At 70.3% G+C, this 19,245-nt stretch carries 12 protein-coding genes and 1 pseudogene; 6 read left to right on the plus strand and 7 right to left on the minus strand.

All coding sequences use genetic code 11. The features are described 5' to 3' along the window. Positions 1–137 precede the first annotated feature (137 nt). Positions 138–3,692, minus strand: a complete 3,555-nt coding sequence (locus tag O7629_RS03720) for a ThuA domain-containing protein (protein ID WP_278167492.1) — start codon at positions 3,690–3,692, stop codon at positions 138–140. A 535-nt stretch (positions 3,693–4,227) separates the two neighbouring features. Between O7629_RS03720 and O7629_RS03725 the strand changes: the two genes are divergently transcribed. From O7629_RS03725 to O7629_RS03750, 6 genes are all read left to right on the plus strand, one after another. After that, positions 4,228–5,718, plus strand: coding sequence for a sugar ABC transporter ATP-binding protein (locus tag O7629_RS03725; protein WP_278167493.1), 1,491 nt, complete (start codon positions 4,228–4,230; stop codon positions 5,716–5,718). After that, entirely contained in the window at positions 5,715–6,689 is a 975-nt protein-coding gene (locus O7629_RS03730; RefSeq protein WP_278167494.1) for an ABC transporter permease, read from the plus strand. Before O7629_RS03725 ends, O7629_RS03730 begins: the two co-directional genes overlap by 4 nt. A gap of 2 nt (positions 6,690–6,691) precedes the next feature. Continuing rightward, positions 6,692–7,669: an ABC transporter permease gene (locus tag O7629_RS03735; protein WP_278174392.1), complete on the plus strand. Its 978-nt coding sequence runs from the start codon at positions 6,692–6,694 to the stop codon at positions 7,667–7,669. Between the two features lie 10 nt (positions 7,670–7,679). Continuing rightward, positions 7,680–8,861, plus strand: coding sequence for a substrate-binding domain-containing protein (locus O7629_RS03740; RefSeq protein WP_278167495.1), 1,182 nt, complete (start codon positions 7,680–7,682; stop codon positions 8,859–8,861). Positions 8,862–8,893: 32 nt separating this feature from the next. Further along, positions 8,894–9,772 (plus strand): sugar phosphate isomerase/epimerase family protein, encoded by an 879-nt coding sequence (locus tag O7629_RS03745; RefSeq protein ID WP_278167497.1) that lies wholly within the window; start codon positions 8,894–8,896, stop codon positions 9,770–9,772. A gap of 202 nt (positions 9,773–9,974) precedes the next feature. Next, on the plus strand, positions 9,975–11,720 hold the full coding sequence (locus O7629_RS03750; RefSeq protein WP_278167498.1) for an RICIN domain-containing protein: 1,746 nt from the start codon (positions 9,975–9,977) through the stop codon (positions 11,718–11,720). A 27-nt stretch (positions 11,721–11,747) separates the two neighbouring features. Here O7629_RS03750 and O7629_RS03755 read toward each other — a convergent pair whose 3' ends face one another. The 6 genes and pseudogenes from O7629_RS03755 to O7629_RS03780 form a co-directional block, all read right to left on the minus strand. Further along, the gene (locus O7629_RS03755; protein ID WP_278174393.1) at positions 11,748–13,079 is read right to left on the minus strand and encodes an MFS transporter; all 1,332 of its coding nucleotides are present in this window, start codon (positions 13,077–13,079) and stop codon (positions 11,748–11,750) included. Between the two features lie 28 nt (positions 13,080–13,107). Beyond that, positions 13,108–14,310, minus strand: coding sequence for a cytochrome P450 (locus O7629_RS03760; RefSeq protein WP_278167499.1), 1,203 nt, complete (start codon positions 14,308–14,310; stop codon positions 13,108–13,110). 46 nt (positions 14,311–14,356) lie between these two features. Beyond that, the gene (locus O7629_RS03765; protein WP_278167500.1) at positions 14,357–15,079 is read right to left on the minus strand and encodes a DUF5825 family protein; all 723 of its coding nucleotides are present in this window, start codon (positions 15,077–15,079) and stop codon (positions 14,357–14,359) included. A gap of 91 nt (positions 15,080–15,170) precedes the next feature. Further along, positions 15,171–17,030: pseudogene (locus O7629_RS03770) on the minus strand (RiPP maturation radical SAM C-methyltransferase); the annotation flags it as partial. Positions 17,031–17,127: 97 nt separating this feature from the next. Continuing rightward, on the minus strand, positions 17,128–17,286 hold the full coding sequence (locus O7629_RS03775; protein WP_278167501.1) for a hypothetical protein: 159 nt from the start codon (positions 17,284–17,286) through the stop codon (positions 17,128–17,130). A 5-nt stretch (positions 17,287–17,291) separates the two neighbouring features. Further along, a complete protein-coding gene (locus O7629_RS03780; protein ID WP_347403714.1) occupies positions 17,292–19,124 on the minus strand; it encodes a prolyl oligopeptidase family serine peptidase in 1,833 nt (610 codons plus the stop codon). Positions 19,125–19,245 lie beyond the last annotated feature (121 nt).

Consider the following 19,245-nt stretch of genomic DNA (forward strand, 5'->3'; position numbering starts at 1 on the left):
TGACTGGCGGCCCCGACCCCAACGCGGCTCGCCGCTGGAGCCGGACGACAGCCGCCACTTCCAGTCACCTGGAAGTGGCGGCTGTCGGGTGTCCGGTAGGTAACCGCTTCACGGACTACCGCGGCCGCCGCGGCGCGTCAGGCCGGGCTGAACCGCCACTGCTGGTTGAGGCCCTGGTGGCAGTTCCACTGGATGAGGCGCGCGCCGTCGCCGGTGGCGGCACCGTTGACGTCCACGCACAGCCCACTCGGCACGCTCCGCAGCGTGTAGACCCCGGTGGTGCCGGTCGGGGTCGCGGTGAACCGCTGCTGGCTGCTGTTGGTACAGGTCGCCTGCTGGAGGAAGGCACCGGCGCTGGTGGATCCGCCGATGACCTCCGCGCACTTGCCGCTGTGGACGGCCTTGAGGTAGACCGCACCGCCACCGGCGTCCACGGCCTGCCACTTCTGGTTGTTCCCGCCGGTCGCCGCCCACTGGTGGATCTGAGCGCCGTCGGCGGTGGAGACGCCGTTGACGTCCATCAACTTGTTGCTGTGCTGCGCGGCGATGGTCCACGTCCGGCCGGCGACCCCGTCACCCGGCGGATCGTCCGGCTGGCCGACTCCGGCTCCGCCGAAGGTGAACGAGTCAAGGTCGAACCAGTTGTTCGAGCTTCCCTTGAACACCATGTAGAGGGTGTGGGTGCCGGCGAGTGGGGCGACGTTCACCGGGGACGTGGACTGGTAGTTGTCCCAGCCTCCGGTGCTCGGAACCGGTGTGGTGGCCAGCAGCGTGCCGGTCGGCGAGTCGGCGCGCAGTTCGATCGAGCCGCCGCCGGACGGCGACGACAGCCGGTACCTGACGTCGGTGATACCGGACAGGCTCATCGGGGTGAACGCCACCCAGTCGTTGTTGGAGATGTCCCCGATGCGCTTGCCGCTCTCCGCCCCGGCCTGATCGATGACCCGGGTGCCGGACTGGCTGCTGTAGTACTCGGCCTGCTTGTGCTTCGGCTGGAGGATCACCTTCGCGTAGCCGGTGAGCGGTGCGGCCCCTCCGTCGCCGCCGTCGTCGGTGTACCGGGCGTTGAGCGCGTAGAACAGGTTGGCTCCGTCGGGATGCCCGCCGAGCAGCTCGGTGGGGATCGTTCCTGAGCAACCCGGGTAGTCCGTGGTCTCGTGTTCATGGTCGTCGTGCCCGAGCGCCGGGTTGACCAGCACATCGTCGCAGTCGACCGGTGCGCCGCCCGGGTCGGAGACGTCGACCGTGTACGACACCTCGTCACCGAAGGTGAGCATGCCGCCGTTGGCCGGGGTGGTGATGGTGACCACCGGCGCGCTGTTGCCGACGGTGATGTTCACGTTGGCGAAGGCGGTCCGGCCGGTGTTGTCGGTGACCGTCAACTGCGCCGTGTAGTTGCCGTTGCTGGTGTAGACGTGCGACGGGTTGGCCGCGGTCGAGGTGCCGCCGTCGCCGAAGGTCCACTGGTAGCTGATCGTGTCGCCGGGGTCGGGGTCGGCCGATCCGGCGCTGCTGAACTGGACCGTCAGCGGCGCGTACCCGCTGGTCGGCGTACCGGTCGCCTTGGCGATCGGTGACCTTCCGCCCTGGATGTAGTCGATGCGGTAGAGACCGGAGTCGTTGTTGCCGCCACCGAAGTTGCTGCCCCACTCCAGCAGGTAGAGCGAGCCGTCCGGACCGAACTCCAGGTCCATCGGCTTGTTGAACTCCGCGCTGGGCAGGAACGGGTTGGTACGGGTCACCGCTGTCGCGGAGTCGAAGTGCACCTCTTTGACGTAGCTGCGTGACCACTCGTAGAAGAAGTGCACGCCGTCGTAGTAGGGCGGGAACTTCGTGTCGGACGGGTTCGCGGCGTCGTACCGGTAGACCGGCCCGCCCATCGGCCCGGAGCCGCCGGCGCCGAGCTCCGGGAAGGTCGGCGAGGTGCCGTAGCCGTACCACATGTTGGGTGCGACGACCGGACGGAGGTTGGTCAGGCCGGTGTTGTTGGGTGAGTTGTTGACCGGCGCGTTGCAGTTGAACTTCGCGCCGACGACGCCGGTGTCCGGATTGTACGGCGCGTAGGGCTGGTTGTCGCCGTGGCAGAACGGCCACCCGTAGTTGCCGGGCGACTTGATCACGTTCAGTTCGACCAGACCCTCGGGGCCGCGGTTGGTGGTGGGCGGGTTGCGGTCGGGCCCGTAGTCGGCCAGGTACACCCAGCCGTTGTCCGGGTCGATCGAAAAGCGGAAGGGGTTGCGGAAGCCCATCGCGTAGATTTCCGGTCGGGTCGACGCCGTCCCCTGGGGGTAGAGGTTGCCTGCCGGGATGCTGTAGCCGCCGCCGGCCGACGGCCTGATGCGCAGCAACTTTCCACGCAGGTCGTTGGTGTTGCCGGCGGTCCGGGCGGCGTCGAGCATGTGCCTGCCCGGCCGCCAGTCGAGCGGGGCGTAGCCCTGCCAGTTGGGGTCGAGGTTCGGCGCGACGTCGTCGCCGGTGCCGATGTAGAGGTTGCCGTCCGGCCCGAAGCTGATGTACCCGCCGGTGTGGCCGGGCTCGGCGAACGTCCGGTCCCGGTACGCCGGGATGTCGATGATGGTGACCTGGCTGGACATGTTCAGCGTGTCGCCGGTGAGGGTGAACCGGGACACCCGGTTGATGTCCGTGGAGCTGCTCGCCGGCGAGTGGTACAGGTAGACGTACCCGTTGCTGGCGAAGTCCGGGTCCAGCGCGATTCCTGTCAGTCCGTCCTCGCCACCGGTGTAGACGCTGAGGGTGCCGGCGGTGACCGTGCTGTTCGAGCTCGGCTTGAAGATCTTCACCTGGCCGCCGCGTTGGACGTAGAGCACGCGGCCGTCGGGCGCCACCGCCAGCGCCATCGGGTCGACGGTGTTGCTGTCCAGGGTGCGCTTTTCGAAGTTGTTCCAGACGGTGCCGCCGCAGTCGCCGGGCTCGTTGCCGGCGGCCCACTTCACGCCGCCGAGCACGTGGTCACGGAAGAGGGTCTCGCTGTACGACTCGACGGCATGTCCCATGGCGGTGGCCCAGACCCGACCGCCTCCGACGTTACGGCACCAGGAGATCGGGTGGTCCGGCCCCATCGCCTGGGAGCCCGGGTTGTACGTCCGTTCGTCGGCGGTCACCAGGACGTGCACGGCGCCCCGCGGGTTGGCGTTGAAGTTGTACCACTCCTCACTGCGATTCCAGCGGTCCGGCAGGTCGGCCGTCGACGGGTGCGCCTTGTCGGCGACGATGGCGGTGCCCGGCAGCACCCCGGGGGAGTGTTCCGTCATGTGTACGCCGCCGTTGACGGTCTGGTCCCACCACGGATACTCGCCCTCGATGTTCATATCGGTGGCGTTGTGCACGGCGGCGATGCCCTTGCCGCTGGCGAGGTACCCCTCTACGGCCTGGCGTTGGGCGGCCGAGGTCCAGATCATGCCGGAGGTCTGGAACATGATGAGGACGTCGAAGGTGGCCAGGTTGGCTGGGGTGAAGACGTTCGAGTCCTCACTGTGTACCAGTTCGAAGTTGTTGGCCGCCGCCTGTTGCTGAAACATGGCGATCCCGGCGGGGATCGAGTCGTGTCGGTATCCGACGGTCTTGCTGAACAGCAGGGCGCGGAAGGTCGGGGCCGCCGACGCCGGGTTCACGAGCGCGAGCGCCAGTATCAGGCCGGCGATCAGTCCGATGATGGGTGTGTTGCGACGCATGCCGTCTCCTCGTTGGGGGCGGGCAACAGTGGGGTGCGACCACGGGCCGGCCACCTCCCACCACCCGTCGGGCGGTTGCGCGGGTGCGAGGGCACGAGGGCCCGCTCCGGGGGGCGTCGTGCCGTCCGTCATTCCGGCGACTGGTACGCCGAATCTGACGCAACGTGATGATGGGATGGGGTGTGGCCTGCGGTCTGCCAGCGGTCATTTGATGCTGGTCGGTGAGCTGATCATCGATGTTAACGACAACATGCGCTGATGCCCTTCAGCGCGCTGGTGGCCCGGCAGCCCGCTTGGGTCGCGACGCCACGGCCGAGCGGTCGGCCGGGAGTCGCTGTGGGTTCAGGGATTGCGAACTCATTCCCAAGCACCTATCTTCATACGTGTGATGTTTCGTGTGTGTCAAGGAAAACTTGAGCACGACAACACCGAGTCCTGCTCTGAGCATTGAGGGCGAGGTCATTGCATTGACAGAAGGTGATCGACGCCAGACGAGACGACGCCGCGACAACTACTATCCGTAAGGATTTCGACGATGGTGGACCGACGCCCGGCGTCGTTGCTCGCTCTGCGGGGCATCAGCAAGTCCTTCCTCGGGACGCGGGTTCTCGACGGCGTCGACCTCGATGTCGCGCCGGGCGAGGTCCACGCGGTCGTCGGTGAGAACGGCGCCGGGAAGTCCACCCTCATGAAGATCGTCTCGGGCGGGTACGCCCCCGACGAGGGCTCCGTCGAGTTCGCTGGACGACGGTGCGTGTTCGCCGGACCGCGTGATGCCCAGCGGGCCGGGATCGGCATCATCCACCAGGAGTTCAACCTGCTGCCGGAGCGCACCGTCGCGGAGAACGTGTTCCTGGGCCATGAGCCGCTTCGCCGCGGTCTGGTCGACCGTCGGCAGATGCGCGCCCGGACCGAGAGACTGCTGGCCTCCGTCGGTGAGCGGGTGCTGCCGGTCGACACTCCGGTGGGGCGCCTCGGCGTCGCCCAGCAGCAGGTCGTCGAGATCGTCAAGGCGCTGGCCCTCGACGCCCGGCTGCTCATCATGGACGAACCCACCGCAGCCCTGGCCGACCACGAGGTGGAGCTGCTCTACCGACTGGTGCGTCGGCTGCAGGACCAGGGGATCGGTCTGCTCTACGTCTCGCACCGGCTCACCGAGGTCTTCGACCTGTCGAGCCGGATCACGGTTGTCAAGGACGGCCGCCGGGTGGACACGCTGCGCACCGCCGACACCACCGCCGAGGAACTGGTACGGCTCATGGTCGGTCGGGAGATGTCCACGCTCTACCCCGACCGCGCCGGGGCCGGCGACGGCGCCGTGCGGCTCGCCGTCCGGGGCGGGGGGAACCGGAAACTGCGGGATATCGACCTGCACCTGCGCGCCGGTGAGGTGCTCGGCGTCGGTGGCCTCCAGGGCTCGGGGCGCTCGGCGCTGGCTCGCGCGCTGTTCGGCGCGGTTCCGTTCACCACCGGTGAGGTCACGCTCGACGGCGTACCGGTGCGGTTGCGCTCCCCACGGTCGGCGACACGGGCCGGTATCGCCTACGTCACCGAGGACCGCAAGGGCGAGGGCATCGTCGCCCGACAGTCGGTGCTCGACAACGCGTTGCTCGCGGTCCGGGCCGTGCCGGGCGGCCGGGCCGCCCGGGTCCGTGAGTTACTTGCCGCCGTCGATGTCCGGGCCGCCGGCGAGGACCAGGAGATCCGTTTCCTGTCCGGCGGCAATCAGCAGAAGGTCGTCCTGGCGAGATGGCTCGCGGTGGACCCGGTGGTCCTGCTCTTCGACGAACCGACCCGCGGCATCGACGTCGGCGCCAGATCGGCGATCCACCATCTCGTCCGTCGGCTCGCCCGCGACGGTGCCGCCGTGCTGATGATCTCGTCCGATCTGCCTGAGCTGATCGGTATGAGTGACCGGATGATCGTCATGCGCGACGGTCGGATCGCGGGTGAGCTGCCCGCCGGCGCGACCGAGCCCGACGTCCTCGCCCTCGCGGTCGGGGCCGGGCGGGAGACGCCCGCGTGACCGCCCCCGCACTGTGGTCCGCTCGACGGTCCGTACCCGGCGTCTTCGTGGCACTCGCCCTCACCCTGGTCGCCGGCTGGCTGGTCGTCACGATCGACGGAGGCCAGCTGTTCAACCAGTCCACGACGGTGAGCCTGCTGCACGTCGCCGCCGGGCTGGGGCTGGTGGCGGTCGGCCAGACCCTGGTCGTCCTCGGCGGTTCGCTCGACCTCTCCGTGGCGTACGTGGTGAGCCTGAGCACCCTGGTCGCGGCGGAGACGATGAACGGCCGCGACGGCGGGCTGCTGCCCGGCATCGGCCTGGCGCTCGCCGTCAGCGCCGCCATCGGGCTGTGCAACGGACTGCTCGTCACCCGGCTGCGGATCAACGCGTTCATCGCGACACTGGGCGTCGGACTGCTGCTCAAGGGCTATCTCGACAACGGCTACGACGGCCCGGCCGGCAGCACCTCACCGGCGCTCGTGCAGACCCTCGGATACCAGCGGGTCGGTCCCGTTCCGGTGTCCTTCCTGCTGCTGATCGCGGTCACCGGGGCGTGCTGGTTCGTCCTTTCCCGGACCCGGTTCGGCCACCACCTGGTCGCGGTCGGCGGTGACCCGCAGGTCGCCAGACTCTCCGGCGTCCGCAACGACCGAGTCCTGGTCACCGCCCATGTGATCTGCTCGCTCTGCGCCGGGCTCGCCGGGATCTACCTGGCCAGCCGGCTCGGCTCGGGCGCGCCCCGGGTGGGTACCGAGGGCCTCTACGACCTGGAGTCGATCGCCGCTGTCGTCATCGGGGGCACCGCCCTCGCCGGTGGACGCGGTGGCGTCATCGGCACCGTCGGCGGCGTACTGCTGCTCGCCAGCATCGACGCCATCTTCAACCAGCTCGAGGTCGACGCCTTCTTCAAACAGGTGATCCGGGGCGCCGTGATCATCGTCGCCGTGGCCGTCTACGCCCGCCGGACGCTGGGAAAGGCGGCCTGGTGATCATGCAGATCGTCCAGCGTCGCCCCGGGTTGCCGCGCTGGGCAGGTGCCGGCGGTGTGCTGCCCATCCTCGCGATACTCGTGGTGCTGCTGATCCTCGTCACCGTCCGGCAGCCCGACTTCCTGGCTCCGGCGTCGCTGATGTCGTTCCTCGGCCGTTCGGCGCCGATCATCCTCCTCGCCGCCGGGCAGTACTTCGTGATCGTCTCCGGCGAATTCGACCTGTCGGTCGGCGCCCTGGTCACCGCGCAGGTCGTGGTGGCCGCCCGGATCATCGACAGCGATCCCACCCGGACCTGGCCGGCGGTGCTGGTGCTGCTCTTCGGCGGTGCATTCGTCGGGCTGGTCAACGGTCTGATCACGACGCGCCTGCGGGTGCCTTCGTTCATCACCACCCTCGGCATGTTCCTGATCCTGGTGGGCGCGGTCTACCTGTGGTCCAACGGCGCGCCCAAGGGCGGGTTCTCCGAAGAGTTCCGCCAGTTCGGCCGGCGTGCGGTCGAGGACGTGCCGGTACTGGGCCGGGTCCCGTACTCCCTGATGGTCCTGCTGGTCCTCGCGGCGCTGGCCGTGCTGCTGACGCGCTCCGACTTCGGCCGGATCCTGATCGCCGTCGGGGACAACCCCCGCACCGCGCACCTCAGCGGGGTGCGGGTCCGGCGGGTAGGCACCATCGCCTTCATCCTCAGCGGCCTCGCGGCAGCCGTCGCCGCCATCCTGATCGGTGGCTACAGCGGCGTCTCCTTCCAGGCCGGTGCCGGCCTCGAGTTCGGGTCCATCACCGCGGTCGTCCTCGGCGGGGTCGCGTTGGGCGGCGGTCGTGGGTCGGTCGTCGGCGCGATGCTCGGTGCGGTGACCCTCGAACTGCTGTTCGCCCTCATGAACTTCTACGGCGTCTCCGGCGCACTCAGACCGACCGTCCAGGGCGCCATCATCCTGTTCGCCGTGGCGGTCGCTACCCGACGTTCCTCGTCGAGATAAGGGGATCCTGGTGAAACGTCGCATGACCGCGCTGTCCGCGGTGGCCCTGCTCGCCCTCGCCGGCTGCGCGACGGATCAGCCGACCGCAGCCAGTTCCGGCGGATCGTCGGCGCCGGCAACAGGCACCGGTGACCAGTCGAAGTTCTTCGTACAGGCCGACTACGACAACGAGCTGGCGCTGCTCGACGCCACCCCGACCGGCCCGGCGGACAAGCCGTGGGAGCAGGTGCTGGACCCGACGATGGTGGACACCGCGAAGTACGCCAAGGCCGGTCCGTACAAGATCTGCTTCTCCAACGCCGCGCTGAACAACCCGTGGCGGCAGGTCGGGTTCAAGACCATGCAGGCCGAGGTGGAAGCACAGGCGGACCTGATCAAGGAGTTCGTCCACATCGATGCCGAAGGCAAGGACCAGAAGCAGATCGCCGACATCAACGACCTGCTCGGCAAGGACTGTGACGCGCTCATCGTCTCGCCGAACACCACCGCCACGCTCACTCCGGCGGTCGAGGCGGCCTGCCGTACCGGTCTGCCGGTCATCGTCTTCGACCGGGGCGTGGACACGGACTGTCCGGTCACGTTCATCAACCCCATCGGCGGGTACGGCTTCGGCCATGTCAGCGCCGAGTTCGTCAGCCAGCGGATGACCCCGGGCGGCAAGCTGCTCGCCCTGCGTATCCTGCCCGGCGTCGACGTGCTGGAGACCCGCTGGTCCGCGGCGAAGGTCGTCTTCGACCAGGCGCAGGTCGACGTCGTAGGAGTCGAGTTCACCGACGGCGACCCGGCGAAGACCAAGAAGATCGTCGACGACTACATCCGGCGGTACGGCACGATCGACGGTGTCTGGATGGACGCCGGCGCGGTCGCGGTCGCCGCGGTCGAGGCGTTCCAGGACGCCGGCAAGCCGGTGCCACCCATCAACGGCGAGGACCAGCTCGACTTCCTGCGGATGTGGAAGGACAACGGCCTCACCGCGATCGCCCCGACCTACCCGACCTACCAGTGGCGTACGCCGATCATCGCCGCCCTGCGGATCCTCGACGGCCAGCAGGTGTCCAATCCGTGGAAGCTGCCGCAGCCGACGATCACGGAGGAGAATCTAGACAGCTACCTCGACCCGGACATGCCGCCGCTGCACTACGCGATGTGCGGCTGCACCGGCCTGCCGGGCTACCCGCAGCGCTGGAAGTAGGCCCGGTGTACCAGATCGGGGTGAACCCCTGGGTGTGGACCTCTCCTGTGGACGACGTGGCCCTGGCCGAGCTGCTGCCCCGGATCGCCGGGTTCGGCTTCGACGCCGTCGAACTGCCGATCGAGCAGCCCGGCGACTGGGATCCACGCCGTACCCGGGATCTGCTCGCGGAACTCGGGCTGACCGCGGCGGGCGTCTGCGCGGTCACCCCACCCGGCCGGGACCTCGTCGACGCCCCACCGGCGGTGGTCGAGGCGACAGTGGCCTACCTGAAGGGCTGCGTCGACAGTGCGGCCGCCGTCGGCGCGCCGACCGTCGGTGGGCCGGTCTACGCCTCGGTGGGTCGGACCTGGCGGATGACCCCGGCCGCCCGCGCCGCCTGCTACGCGGAATTCCGCCGAGCCCTGGCCCCGGTCGCCGACCATGCCGCCGCCCACGGCGTGTCGATCGGCGTGGAAGCGCTGAACCGCTACGAGACGAGCGTGGTCAACACGATCGATCAGGCGGTGGAGCTGATCGACGGCCTACCGCCGAACGTCGGGCTCATGATCGATACCTACCACATGAACATCGAGGAGGCCGATCCGTACGCGGCGGTCGCCGCCGCGGGTGCGCACATCAAACACGTCCAGGTCAGTGGCACCGATCGGGGGGCTCCCGGCGCTGACCACCTGGACTGGCCCCGGTTTCTCGCCGCGCTGGTCACGACCGGGTACCGGGGCGCGATCTGTATCGAGTCGTTCACCCCGGAGAACGAGACGATCGCGACCGCCGCGTCGATCTGGCGGCCCCTCGCCGCGTCGCCAGACCGGCTCGCGCTCGACGGCCTGACCTACCTTCGGCAGGCCCTGCGGTCCGTACCCGGACCGCCACCCGTCGGCCGACCCGGCGCGGGCGGTGATCACCAGTAGGTTCGTGACGGTGCTGGCCAACTGATCACTAGGGATTCACCTCGATCATCCCTGCCCACGCTCGCCCGCACGTATCATGCGAACGATCCACCATGAGCACTCTGTGCCCTTGCGTCGGGCTCGGACGGTGCCTCTATCTGGTGCTGGCTGGCATCTGGTGCTGGCTGAAAGGTGTGAGATCGGTGCCGAACGAGGCGATGCGATGCGTATCTCGATGAGGAGTCAGTTCCGGATCCTCACCGGGGCGGCCATGGGCCTGGTCACGATGGTTGCCCTGACCGCCTCGGTGGCACCCAGCCCGGCCGACGCCGGTGAGCCGCTGCCCGGCACCAGGGTGTCCGACGCGGATCTTCGCCTGCTGACCGAGGCCGCCACGTCGTGTCCCACCTTGACCCCGGCGCGGCTCGCCGGTCAGGTGATGGTCGCGTCCCGGTTCTCGGGGATGCCGGTCGAGGCGGTGCGCTCGGTCGGCGGGCAGGGCGTCGCCGGTCTGGTGCCGACCGTGTGGGAGAAGTGGGCCCCCTGGGAGGAGGCGCGGCCGGCTGACCGGGAAGCCAGCGTCACCGCCCTCGCCCGCCACATGTGCCAGCTGGTCGGCCAGCTCCGGGTGCTGCAGATCGACGGCGACCGGTGGCAGCTGGCGTTGGCGGCGCACTGGGTCGGCATGGAGCCGGTCGTCGATGCTGGTGACGTCCCGGCCGGTGCCCAGGAGTACATCGACACCGTGGAGCGGTACGCCATCTGGTACGCGTTGCAGCCGGAGTTCGGTGGCAGTGGTGACGCGGCGCCCGAGACGTTCGTACCGGCCGTCGTGCGGGCCGCCACCGACGCCGCGCCGTCGCCGGTGCCGGATGCGTATCTCGAACTGATCCAGGCTGCTGGTGCGGTCTGCCCGCAGCTGCCTCCGGCTCGGGTCGCCGCGCAGCTCATGGCGACCTCCGCGTTCGACCCGCAGCGGCTCGGCCCGTTGGGCGAGCAGGGCATCGCGCAGTTCCTCCCCCAGATGTGGGTGACCTACGCACAGCCGTCGGCGACGGCGTCGCCGTGGACCCCGGCCTCGGCTGTTCCGGCTCTCGGCCAGGCCATGTGCGCCCTCCTGGAGGCCATACCCGGAACCGGACCAGACGACTATCCGCTGGCACTGGCGGCGTTCCTCCGCGGCGACCCGACGATCCGTACGCTGGCCGAGGTGCCGGGCGGCGACGGGATCCTGGCCCTCGCCGAGCAGGTGAGCCGCTTCGAGACCGAGTACGCCAAGGATCCGAGGTTGGCCCCACCTGCCGCTGCCTCCCCCTCGCCGAGCCCGACCACCACGCCCAAACCCAAGGCCGAGGCAACCACCGGCGCCCCGAGCGCGCCAACCGCTCCGTCGGAACCACCCGCGCAGCCAGCGCCGACGGCGCAGACACCGAAGCCGAGCGCCTCCGACCAGCCGCCGGTCAAGGCCACGGATGCCGACGGGACCAACCGTGCGTACGGCCCGTTCTTCGTCTACAACCTGGCCACCGAGATGTGCCTGGACATTCCGGGGATCGGTGCCGGACCACGCGACGGACCGATCCTACAGAACCTCTGCTACGTGCACACCCAGGACAACCAGGAGTATGCCTTCGTCCCGCGCCGGGTCGACTCCGCCGGCAACCAGTTGTACTGGATCCGTAGCATCACCTCCCAGTACTGTCTGGACCTGCCCGGCCTCGGCTCGGTCCCGGCGGGAACCAGGGTGTACGAGACCGGCTGCTTCGACGACGAGAACCAGTACTGGCGACTGCAGCCGACGGTGAGCTCCGGCGACACCCAGTTCTACCGGCTGGTCAACACCGCCTCGAACCTCTGCCTCGACGTGCGCGGCTCCGGGACCGGTGGACTGGACGAGAACATCGAAGTGACTGTCTGTAGAGGAAACGACGACCACGACTGGGCACTGATCCGGCGGGTGAACTGGTGACCTGGCCACCGGCCCGGGCGGCCGCTGTCACCCCTGCCGCAGCTCGCGGCGGGACAGGCCGAAGGCGAACGCGGCCAGCAAGGTCGCCCCGGAGGCCAGGAAGACCGCCGTGCTGCCGTACCTGTCGACCACCAGGCCGGCGGCCACCGTGGACAGCGGGAACAGGCTCAGCGCGGCGAAGACGATCGCGCTCATCACCCGGCCCAGCAGGTGCGGCGCGGTGCTCTGCTGCATGGTGGTGATCACCAGTACGTTCGTGACGGTGCTGGCCAGACCGGCCACCACCAGGGCCACCACCGCGCCGAGGTAGCCGGCGAACGGCACGGCGGCGATCGCCAGGCCCAGCACCATGCCGGCGACCATCGCCGTCGCGCCACGTCGGGGCAGCCCGGCCAGGCCGGCGGAGAACAGCCCACCGACCAGCGAGCCGGCGGTGAACGCGGCCAGCAGCCCACCCAGCCCGCCCGCGCCGGCGGCCAGCTCGCCGTTGCTGAGCGACGGCAACCCGATCCGGACCATGCCGCCGACGGTCAGGTTGGCGGCGGCGGTTACCAGCAGTACGGTACGCAGCAGCGCCGACTCGCGTAGCAGCCGCCAGAACCCGACCGGCGGTGCGTCCGACGGCGGTGCGCCACCGTCCGGTCCCGCCCTGCCCGGCTGCGGGCCGTCGTCGTCGACCGGCGGCGGTGGCGGTGGCGCTGTGCCCCGCGCGACGCCGCCGATCATCGCCAGGCAGACTGCCGAGACGGCGAACGTCGCCGCGTCCACGCCGAACGCCACCGCCGGGGAGAGCGCCGCCACGACGAGCCCGGCCACCCCGGGGCCGATCATCCCGGCCGTGAAACTCGCGGTGCTGTGCAGCCCATTGCCGGCCTGCAACTGATCGGCCGGCAGCAGCCGTGGGGTGATCGCGTAGGCAGCCGGCTGGAACAGGCCCGCGCCCAGGCCGGTGCCGGCGACCAGCACCGCGATCACCGGTACGGACGGGTTGTCGGCGACGGCGGCCGCGACGATGCCGGCGGTGAAGACGACCCGGCTCAGGTCGGAGATCAGCATCACCCGCCACGGCCCGATCCGGTCGGACAGGATCCCGCCCAGCGGTGTCGTCGCCAGCCGGCACACCCCGTACCCGGCGACCAGCAGGCCCAGCTCGCGCCCACCACCGCCGAGCTGGTAGACGAGGAACGGCAGAGCGACGGCGTGGAAGGCGTCGCCGAACACGGACACCAGTTCGGCGGCGAACAGCAGGCGGTAGCCGCGCGAGCGCAGCGGCGCGAAGCTGAGTCGCGGTCGGAACCGCCGGGCCGCTGTCCCGGCCGCCGCAGTCTCAGTCGTCGAATCAGGCGCCGAGTCGGTCACTGACTCAGTCACGGAGTCGGTCACGGAGTCAGTCACCGAGGGCCACCGGCAGCGATTCCAGCCCTCGGAGCATGATCGTGTTCCGCCACGGCAGTTCGTGCTCGTCGGCGGCGAGTGTCAGCCCGGGGTACCGGTCCAGCAGGGCGCCGAGCGCCAGCTCGCCTTCGAGCTTGCCGAGGAACGCGCCGAGGCAGCGGTGCAGACCGTGGCCGAACGCCAGGTGTCCGGGGTCGCCCCGGTCCAGGATCAGCCGGTCGGGGTCGGGGAACCGGTCCGGATCCCGGTTGGCGCCGCCGAGCGAGACGAGCACGAGCTCACCGGCGGGAATCCGTACCCCGTCGATGTCGACCTGCTCGGTGGTGAACCGCAGTGTCGCCATGCTGACCGGCGATTCGTAGCGCAGGAACTCGTCGATCGCGGCCGGCAGCGCCGGTCGGTTCGCCAGCAGCCACCGTAGCTGGTCGGGGTGGCGCAGCAGGGCGAGCGTGGCGGTGCCGAGCAGGTTGACGGTGGTCTCGTGGCCGCCGATCAGCAGTAGGAAGACCATGCCGACGATTTCGTCGTCGGTGAGCTCACCGGCGTCCCGGGCGGCCAGCAGGCCGGTCAGGATGTCGTCGCCGGGATGGGCCCGTCGGTGCCGCAGCTGCCCGCCGATGTAGTCGGTCATCTCACCGAGGGCGGTGGCGAAGTCCGCTGGGTCGTCGCTGTGCGTGAGGATCGCCGTCGACCAGGCGCGGTACGCGGCGCGGTCCTCGGCCGGGAAGCCGAGCAGCTCACAGATGATCAGCATCGGCAGCGGGAAGGCGAAGTCCTTCACCAGGTCCACCGTCCGGCGTCCGGCGATGTCGTCGAGCAGCGACGTGGTGATCCGGTCCACCATCGGCCGCATGGCGGCCACCCGCCGGGCGGTGAACGCCGCGTGGATGAGCCGCCGCAGCCGGGTGTGGTCCGGCGGGTCGCTGTTGAGCATGTGGACGACGTCACCGCCGAGGGTGACCCCGGCCACCCGGTCGTCGGCGAGTGCCTGGGCACGCCGGGCGTCCTGACCGAATCGTGGATCGGCCAGCGCCGCCCGTACGTCCCGGTACCGGGCGATCACCCACATCGGCAGCCCTTCGTCGCTGTGCAGGATCGACACCGGGCCGTTGGACCGGATCCGGGCCAACGTCGGGTACGGGTCGGCGATGTACGGCACCTCGGGCTGCGTCGCCGTACCGGTCACGGTGTCCATGTCCCTCCTCGCGGAGACGGTCGGTGAAAGGAGATCTGGGTGGTGCTCATACCGCCAGCGCCGGGAACGGCCAGCGGTACGCCGGGGTCGGCAGCCACCACAGCTGCCCGGCCTGTGCCGCGATCAGCCGGGCGTCGGTCAGGTCCCGGCGCACCGGCGCGGGCACCTGCCCGGCCGGTACTCCTTCGGTCAGCTGCCCGATGGCGACCAGATGCTCCGGTTCGTCGATGGTGAACAGCTCCAGCGCACCGGCGCGGCGGTCACGGACCTCGACGAACCCGGGCCCGCGCCGGAACACGCACTTGCCGAGGAAGAACGAGTCCCGCCAACCGCGTACCGCCTGGTCGTCGGTGCTGCTGGCGCCGCCGTCCACCCGATCCGGTGGGAACAGATGGTCGAACATGCCCTGTCCGGCGCAGCCGTCGTGGCAGCGGGCCACCCAGTCGACCGCGATGGCGCGGGCGGTGAGCTCCCGGATCAGCACCAGGGCGCGGGCGGAGGCGACCCCGGCGTCCAGGCACAGGTCGACCGGGGCGGGCAGCCGGGCATGCCGTACGCCGGCCCGGTGCAGGTCCGCAACCAGCGGCCGCCACGCACCGGCGACCCGCCGGGTGCCGAACGACATCCCGGTTACCTGGGCCGCGTCGGGCAGATAGTCGCGGGACAGCGCGATCTCGATCGCACACCCGGTCCAGTCGGCCGGGCCGGTTGACCGGGGCGGGCTGCTCGGGCTGGTCTGGGTGGTGACGTCAGCCGACGACGACGGCATGCGGCTCCTCCTCGCTCTGCCCGGCCGTGCCGGTGCCCGGTTGCCCGCCGCTGCCGCCGGCTGCGTCCCCGGCGGTGCCTGCGGCGGCCCTCCGGCGGTGGTCCGTCCGGGCCAGCATCTGGTTGTCGGACTCGACCGCGAGATGCACCTGGTAGCCGTCGTCGTGGAACAGGATGCCCAGCGCCGACCAGCGGTCCAGCAGCGGTTCGACGACCGCCGCTCCGCCGGGCACCTTGGCGGCGAGCGTGGCGGCGGTACGCGGCTGATCGAGCAGCCGGAACAGGGCGATCTCCGGTGCCGTGGTCAGCTCCAGCACGGTCCAGTCGTAGGCGGCGCGTTGGCTCACCAGCACGATCCGGTCCGGCAGTTCCTGACAGGTGAGTCGGCTGACCGGGTACTGCGCCTGCCAGGTGGCCAGGGCCGCGTCGAGCTCGGCGGCCTGGGTCCGGTCGATGCCGTGCGGCACCGACGTGAAGATGTACGCCAGGTCGGCGAGTTCCGCCTCGGGCAGCCGGTAGATCTCGGCGTACTGCGGTGCCGGTCGCAGGGTGGCGAATCCCAGCTCCGGGCGGTCGAAGTAGGGGCTGAACCGTTCGATGGCGATCCGGGCGGCCCCCATCGGCGGCTCCAGGTGGTGCAGTGCCGGCAGTTGGTCGACGATGCTGGTGTAGTCCCGCGCCGTCTCGCCGGGGAACCCGTACAGGTAGTTCCAGCTGGCCGTCACACCGGCGCTCTGCGCGTCGCGCAGTGCCCGCACGTTCTGGCAGCCGGTCACGCCCTTGTCCATCAGCCGCAGCACGTGGCTGCTGAGGTTCTCCACGCCCGGCTGGACCTGCACCGCGCCGGAATCGTTGAGCTGCTGGAAGTGTCGTCGGCGCAGATTGGCCTTGACCTCGAAGTGCAGGCGGACGTCGTACTCCGATTCGGCCAGGCGTTGCAGCACCGAGTCGAAGTAGGCCATGTCGAGGATGTTGTCGACCACGATGAAGTCGAGCAGCTGGTGGCGTCGGGCGAGGTCGAGGACCTCGTCGAGGAAGCGGGCCGGGCTCTTGCTGCGGAACTGCATGAACGACCCGTTGAGCCCGCAGAACGTGCAGTGGTGTTTCTCGCCCCACCAGCAACCTCGGGAGCCTTCGACGACCAGCCGGGGCGCTACCCAGTCGGCTGCCGCCGACGTGTCCAGCCGGTCCAGGTAGCCGGTGTAGTCGGGCGCGACGATGTCGCCGGGCGGCAGCGGTCGCGACGACATCGGGTTGGCCCGGGCGACGCCGTCGGCGTCGCGCCAGCACAGCCCGGAGATGTCGGCGAGCCCCGATGAGCCGATCCGGCCGGACCCGTCGGCCGAGTTGAGGGCGGCGAGCAGTTGCGGGAAGGCGACCTCGCCTTCGCCGCGTACCACGTAGTCGACGTAGCGGAAGTTGCGGTGCAGCGCCGCTCCCTGCGGACCGTCGCAGTTGGCCCCGCCGAACACGATCCGGGTGCCGGGCCGTGCCTGCTTGACCAGACGGGCGACGGCGAGGCTGGCGGCGTTCTGCTGGAACGTGGTGGTGAATCCGACGACGTCCGGCGCGGCGTCGGCCAGTTCGGCGGCGAGTTCGCGGATGAAGCCGGGCACCAGCCGGTGCATCGCCCGGGTCAGTGCGATCTCGGTGTCGGTCGAGCCGCCTTCGGTGAGCAGCCGGGCGTACGGGTCGAACGGGCGCTCCTCGTCGTCGAGCAGCCCGGAGAAGACCCAGTCCCCGGCGCCGAGGAAGTAGGAGGACTCGGAGAAGTAGCGGTAGTCGGCCAGCGTGAAGTCGGCGACCCCGGTCACCCAGTCGACAAAGTCGATGTTGGCGTAGCGGACCTGCACGTCGTGACCGGCCCGACCGGCCGCCGCGCGCAGGATGCCCAACGCCAGTGACGGCACGTCGATCGACCCCCACGGCATGTGCAGCAGGACGACTTTCACTTCCGGCCCCTCTCCGACGGTGGTGGGCGTCGTTCCGGAGCGGCAGGCGCTCTCGCTCCGGAACGACGCCGTCGATCGTGCGCTCAGCACGGACCTGTCACTCGCTGGCGGGTGCCTTGTCGGCCGCCGACTCGGTCACGTCGTGCCGCCTGGCCGGGACTGCCCGGTCCATGTCGAGGAGCATCTTGACGATGACCGCCCCGCGCTCCCGCTCGCTGGTGGTGATCGGGTCGTGACGTACGCTGCGTCGCTTCATACCATTCACCTCCCTTCCTGGCTGGCTGTCAGGTACGGACGACCATCCACTGCGATCGTCCGGCTTCGGTCCGGTCGCAACGCCGCGTCGGCGTACCGGAGCAGTTCGTCGAAGGTCCGGGTCTGGCCGGCCGCGTCGCCGTGGTGGCCGCCGGGCATCCAGTGCAGTCGGTGCGGTACGCGCCGGTGCCGCAACGCGGCGACGTAGCGGCGGATCTGGTCCGGCGGGCAGCGGTCGTCATCGGTGGCGGCGGCGATGAACAGCGGCCCGCGGACCCGGTCCAGGTAGGTCGTCGGGTCTGCGGCGCGGTACCGCTGCGGTACGTCGTCGGGCCCGCCGCCGAACAGTTCGTCGTCGACCTCACGCAGCGCAGCGGTGGCGCCCCGGTGCGCCGCCGGGTAGTCGGCGATCGGGCAGACGGCGAGACCGACCGTCCAGTCGGCCGGCGCGACGCCCATCGCGAGCAGCACCAGATAGCCGCCCCACGAGTAGCCGCACAGCCCGGTCCGGCCCGGTTCGGCCACGCCGAGGTCGAGCAGCTTGCGGCGTACGGCGGACAGGTCCTCCAGCTGCGCCAGCCCGACCCGGTGGTTGAAGTCCCGTTGCCACCGTGGCCCGTACCCCGTTGATCCCCGGTAGTTGGTGCGCGCCACCGCGTAGCCGGCGCGTACCAGCAGCTCCACCCTCGGGTCGTAGGCGTCCCGGTCGTGCAGGTACGGCCCGCCGTGCACCAGGAACAGCGTCGGCCACGGTCCGGTGCCGGGCGGGGTGGCCAGGAAACTGTGGATCCGCCCGTACGGCTGGTCGGTCCACAGTTCGGTGCGCCCGGCGGGGGCGGCGGGGTGGTCGGCGGGTCGGGTCCGGCGGGCCGGCTGCGCGGTGGCCGTACCGGGGTGGGCGACCAGCCGGCGGGGTGGCACCGAGTCGCTGGTCCAGATGTAGTGGATCGCGCCGTCCGGGGCGACGGTCAGGTCGAGGACGGTGCCGGGTGGGGTGGCGACGGTGGTCTGCTCACCGGTTTCGGGGTCGGCCAGCAGCAGCCGGCTGCGCCCGGCCCGGTCGTGCTGGACGAGGATCCGCCCGTCGTCGCCGTACCAGTGGGCGGTGATCTCCGACTCGTATGACAGTCCCTGGGACAGTTCGATGCCGCGGTCGCGCCGCCACATGCCGATCTGGTACCGGTCCGGCGTCTCGACGACGATCAGCAGTTCCGGATCGGGTCGGTCGCCGGGGCGGAACTCCAGGGCCCAGATCCGCTGCTGGTCGCTGCCGGCGACGGTGTCGGTCCGCCCGTCGGTGAGCCGTACGACGCTGACCGCCGTCGCGGTGTCGGCCCGGGCGGCGAGCGCGACGGTGTTTCCGTCGGCGGCCAGGTCGACCAGGGCGGTGTAGCCGGCGTTGACCGCCACCAGATGACCTGGTCCGCCCGGTTCTCCCACGTAGCAGCGGGTCTGCCGGCCGGTGCCGACGCAGACGGCGGCGCGGCGGCCGGTGGCGTCGAAGGCGATGCCGTGCTGCCGGCCGGGTGGCAGCCCGGTCAGCGCCAGCGGCGGCGGAGCGGCCGTGTCCCGGCCGGTCGCCGGCTGGCCGGGGTCGACCGGCTGGCGGCGCCAGACACCGACGTCGGTCCGGTCCGCGTCGAACCACCAGAAGTGCCGGCCGTCGGGCTCGATGTCGCAGGCGGACACCCCGTTCGGTGCGGCAGTGCGGACCTGACGTCGATTTGTCTCGATGTTCCAGGCCAGGACCTGGGTAAGGTCACCGTCGTCGTGCAACTCGACGGCCCTGGTCGGCTGGTGCGCAGCGAAGGCAGGTACGTGTGGTGTGTTCACAACCACCCCGATCGGGTCGCGTGCCACACCGAGCGTAATTGATCCGCTTCTATTGGTAAAGAAGATGTTCGACTGTCGGCTGAATCACCTGGTCACCGGCGCGGCCGGCACCCGAGGCGGGACTCTG

The sequence above is a fragment of the Solwaraspora sp. WMMD792 genome (assembly GCF_029626105.1).
Lineage (GTDB): Bacteria > Actinomycetota > Actinomycetes > Mycobacteriales > Micromonosporaceae > Micromonospora_E.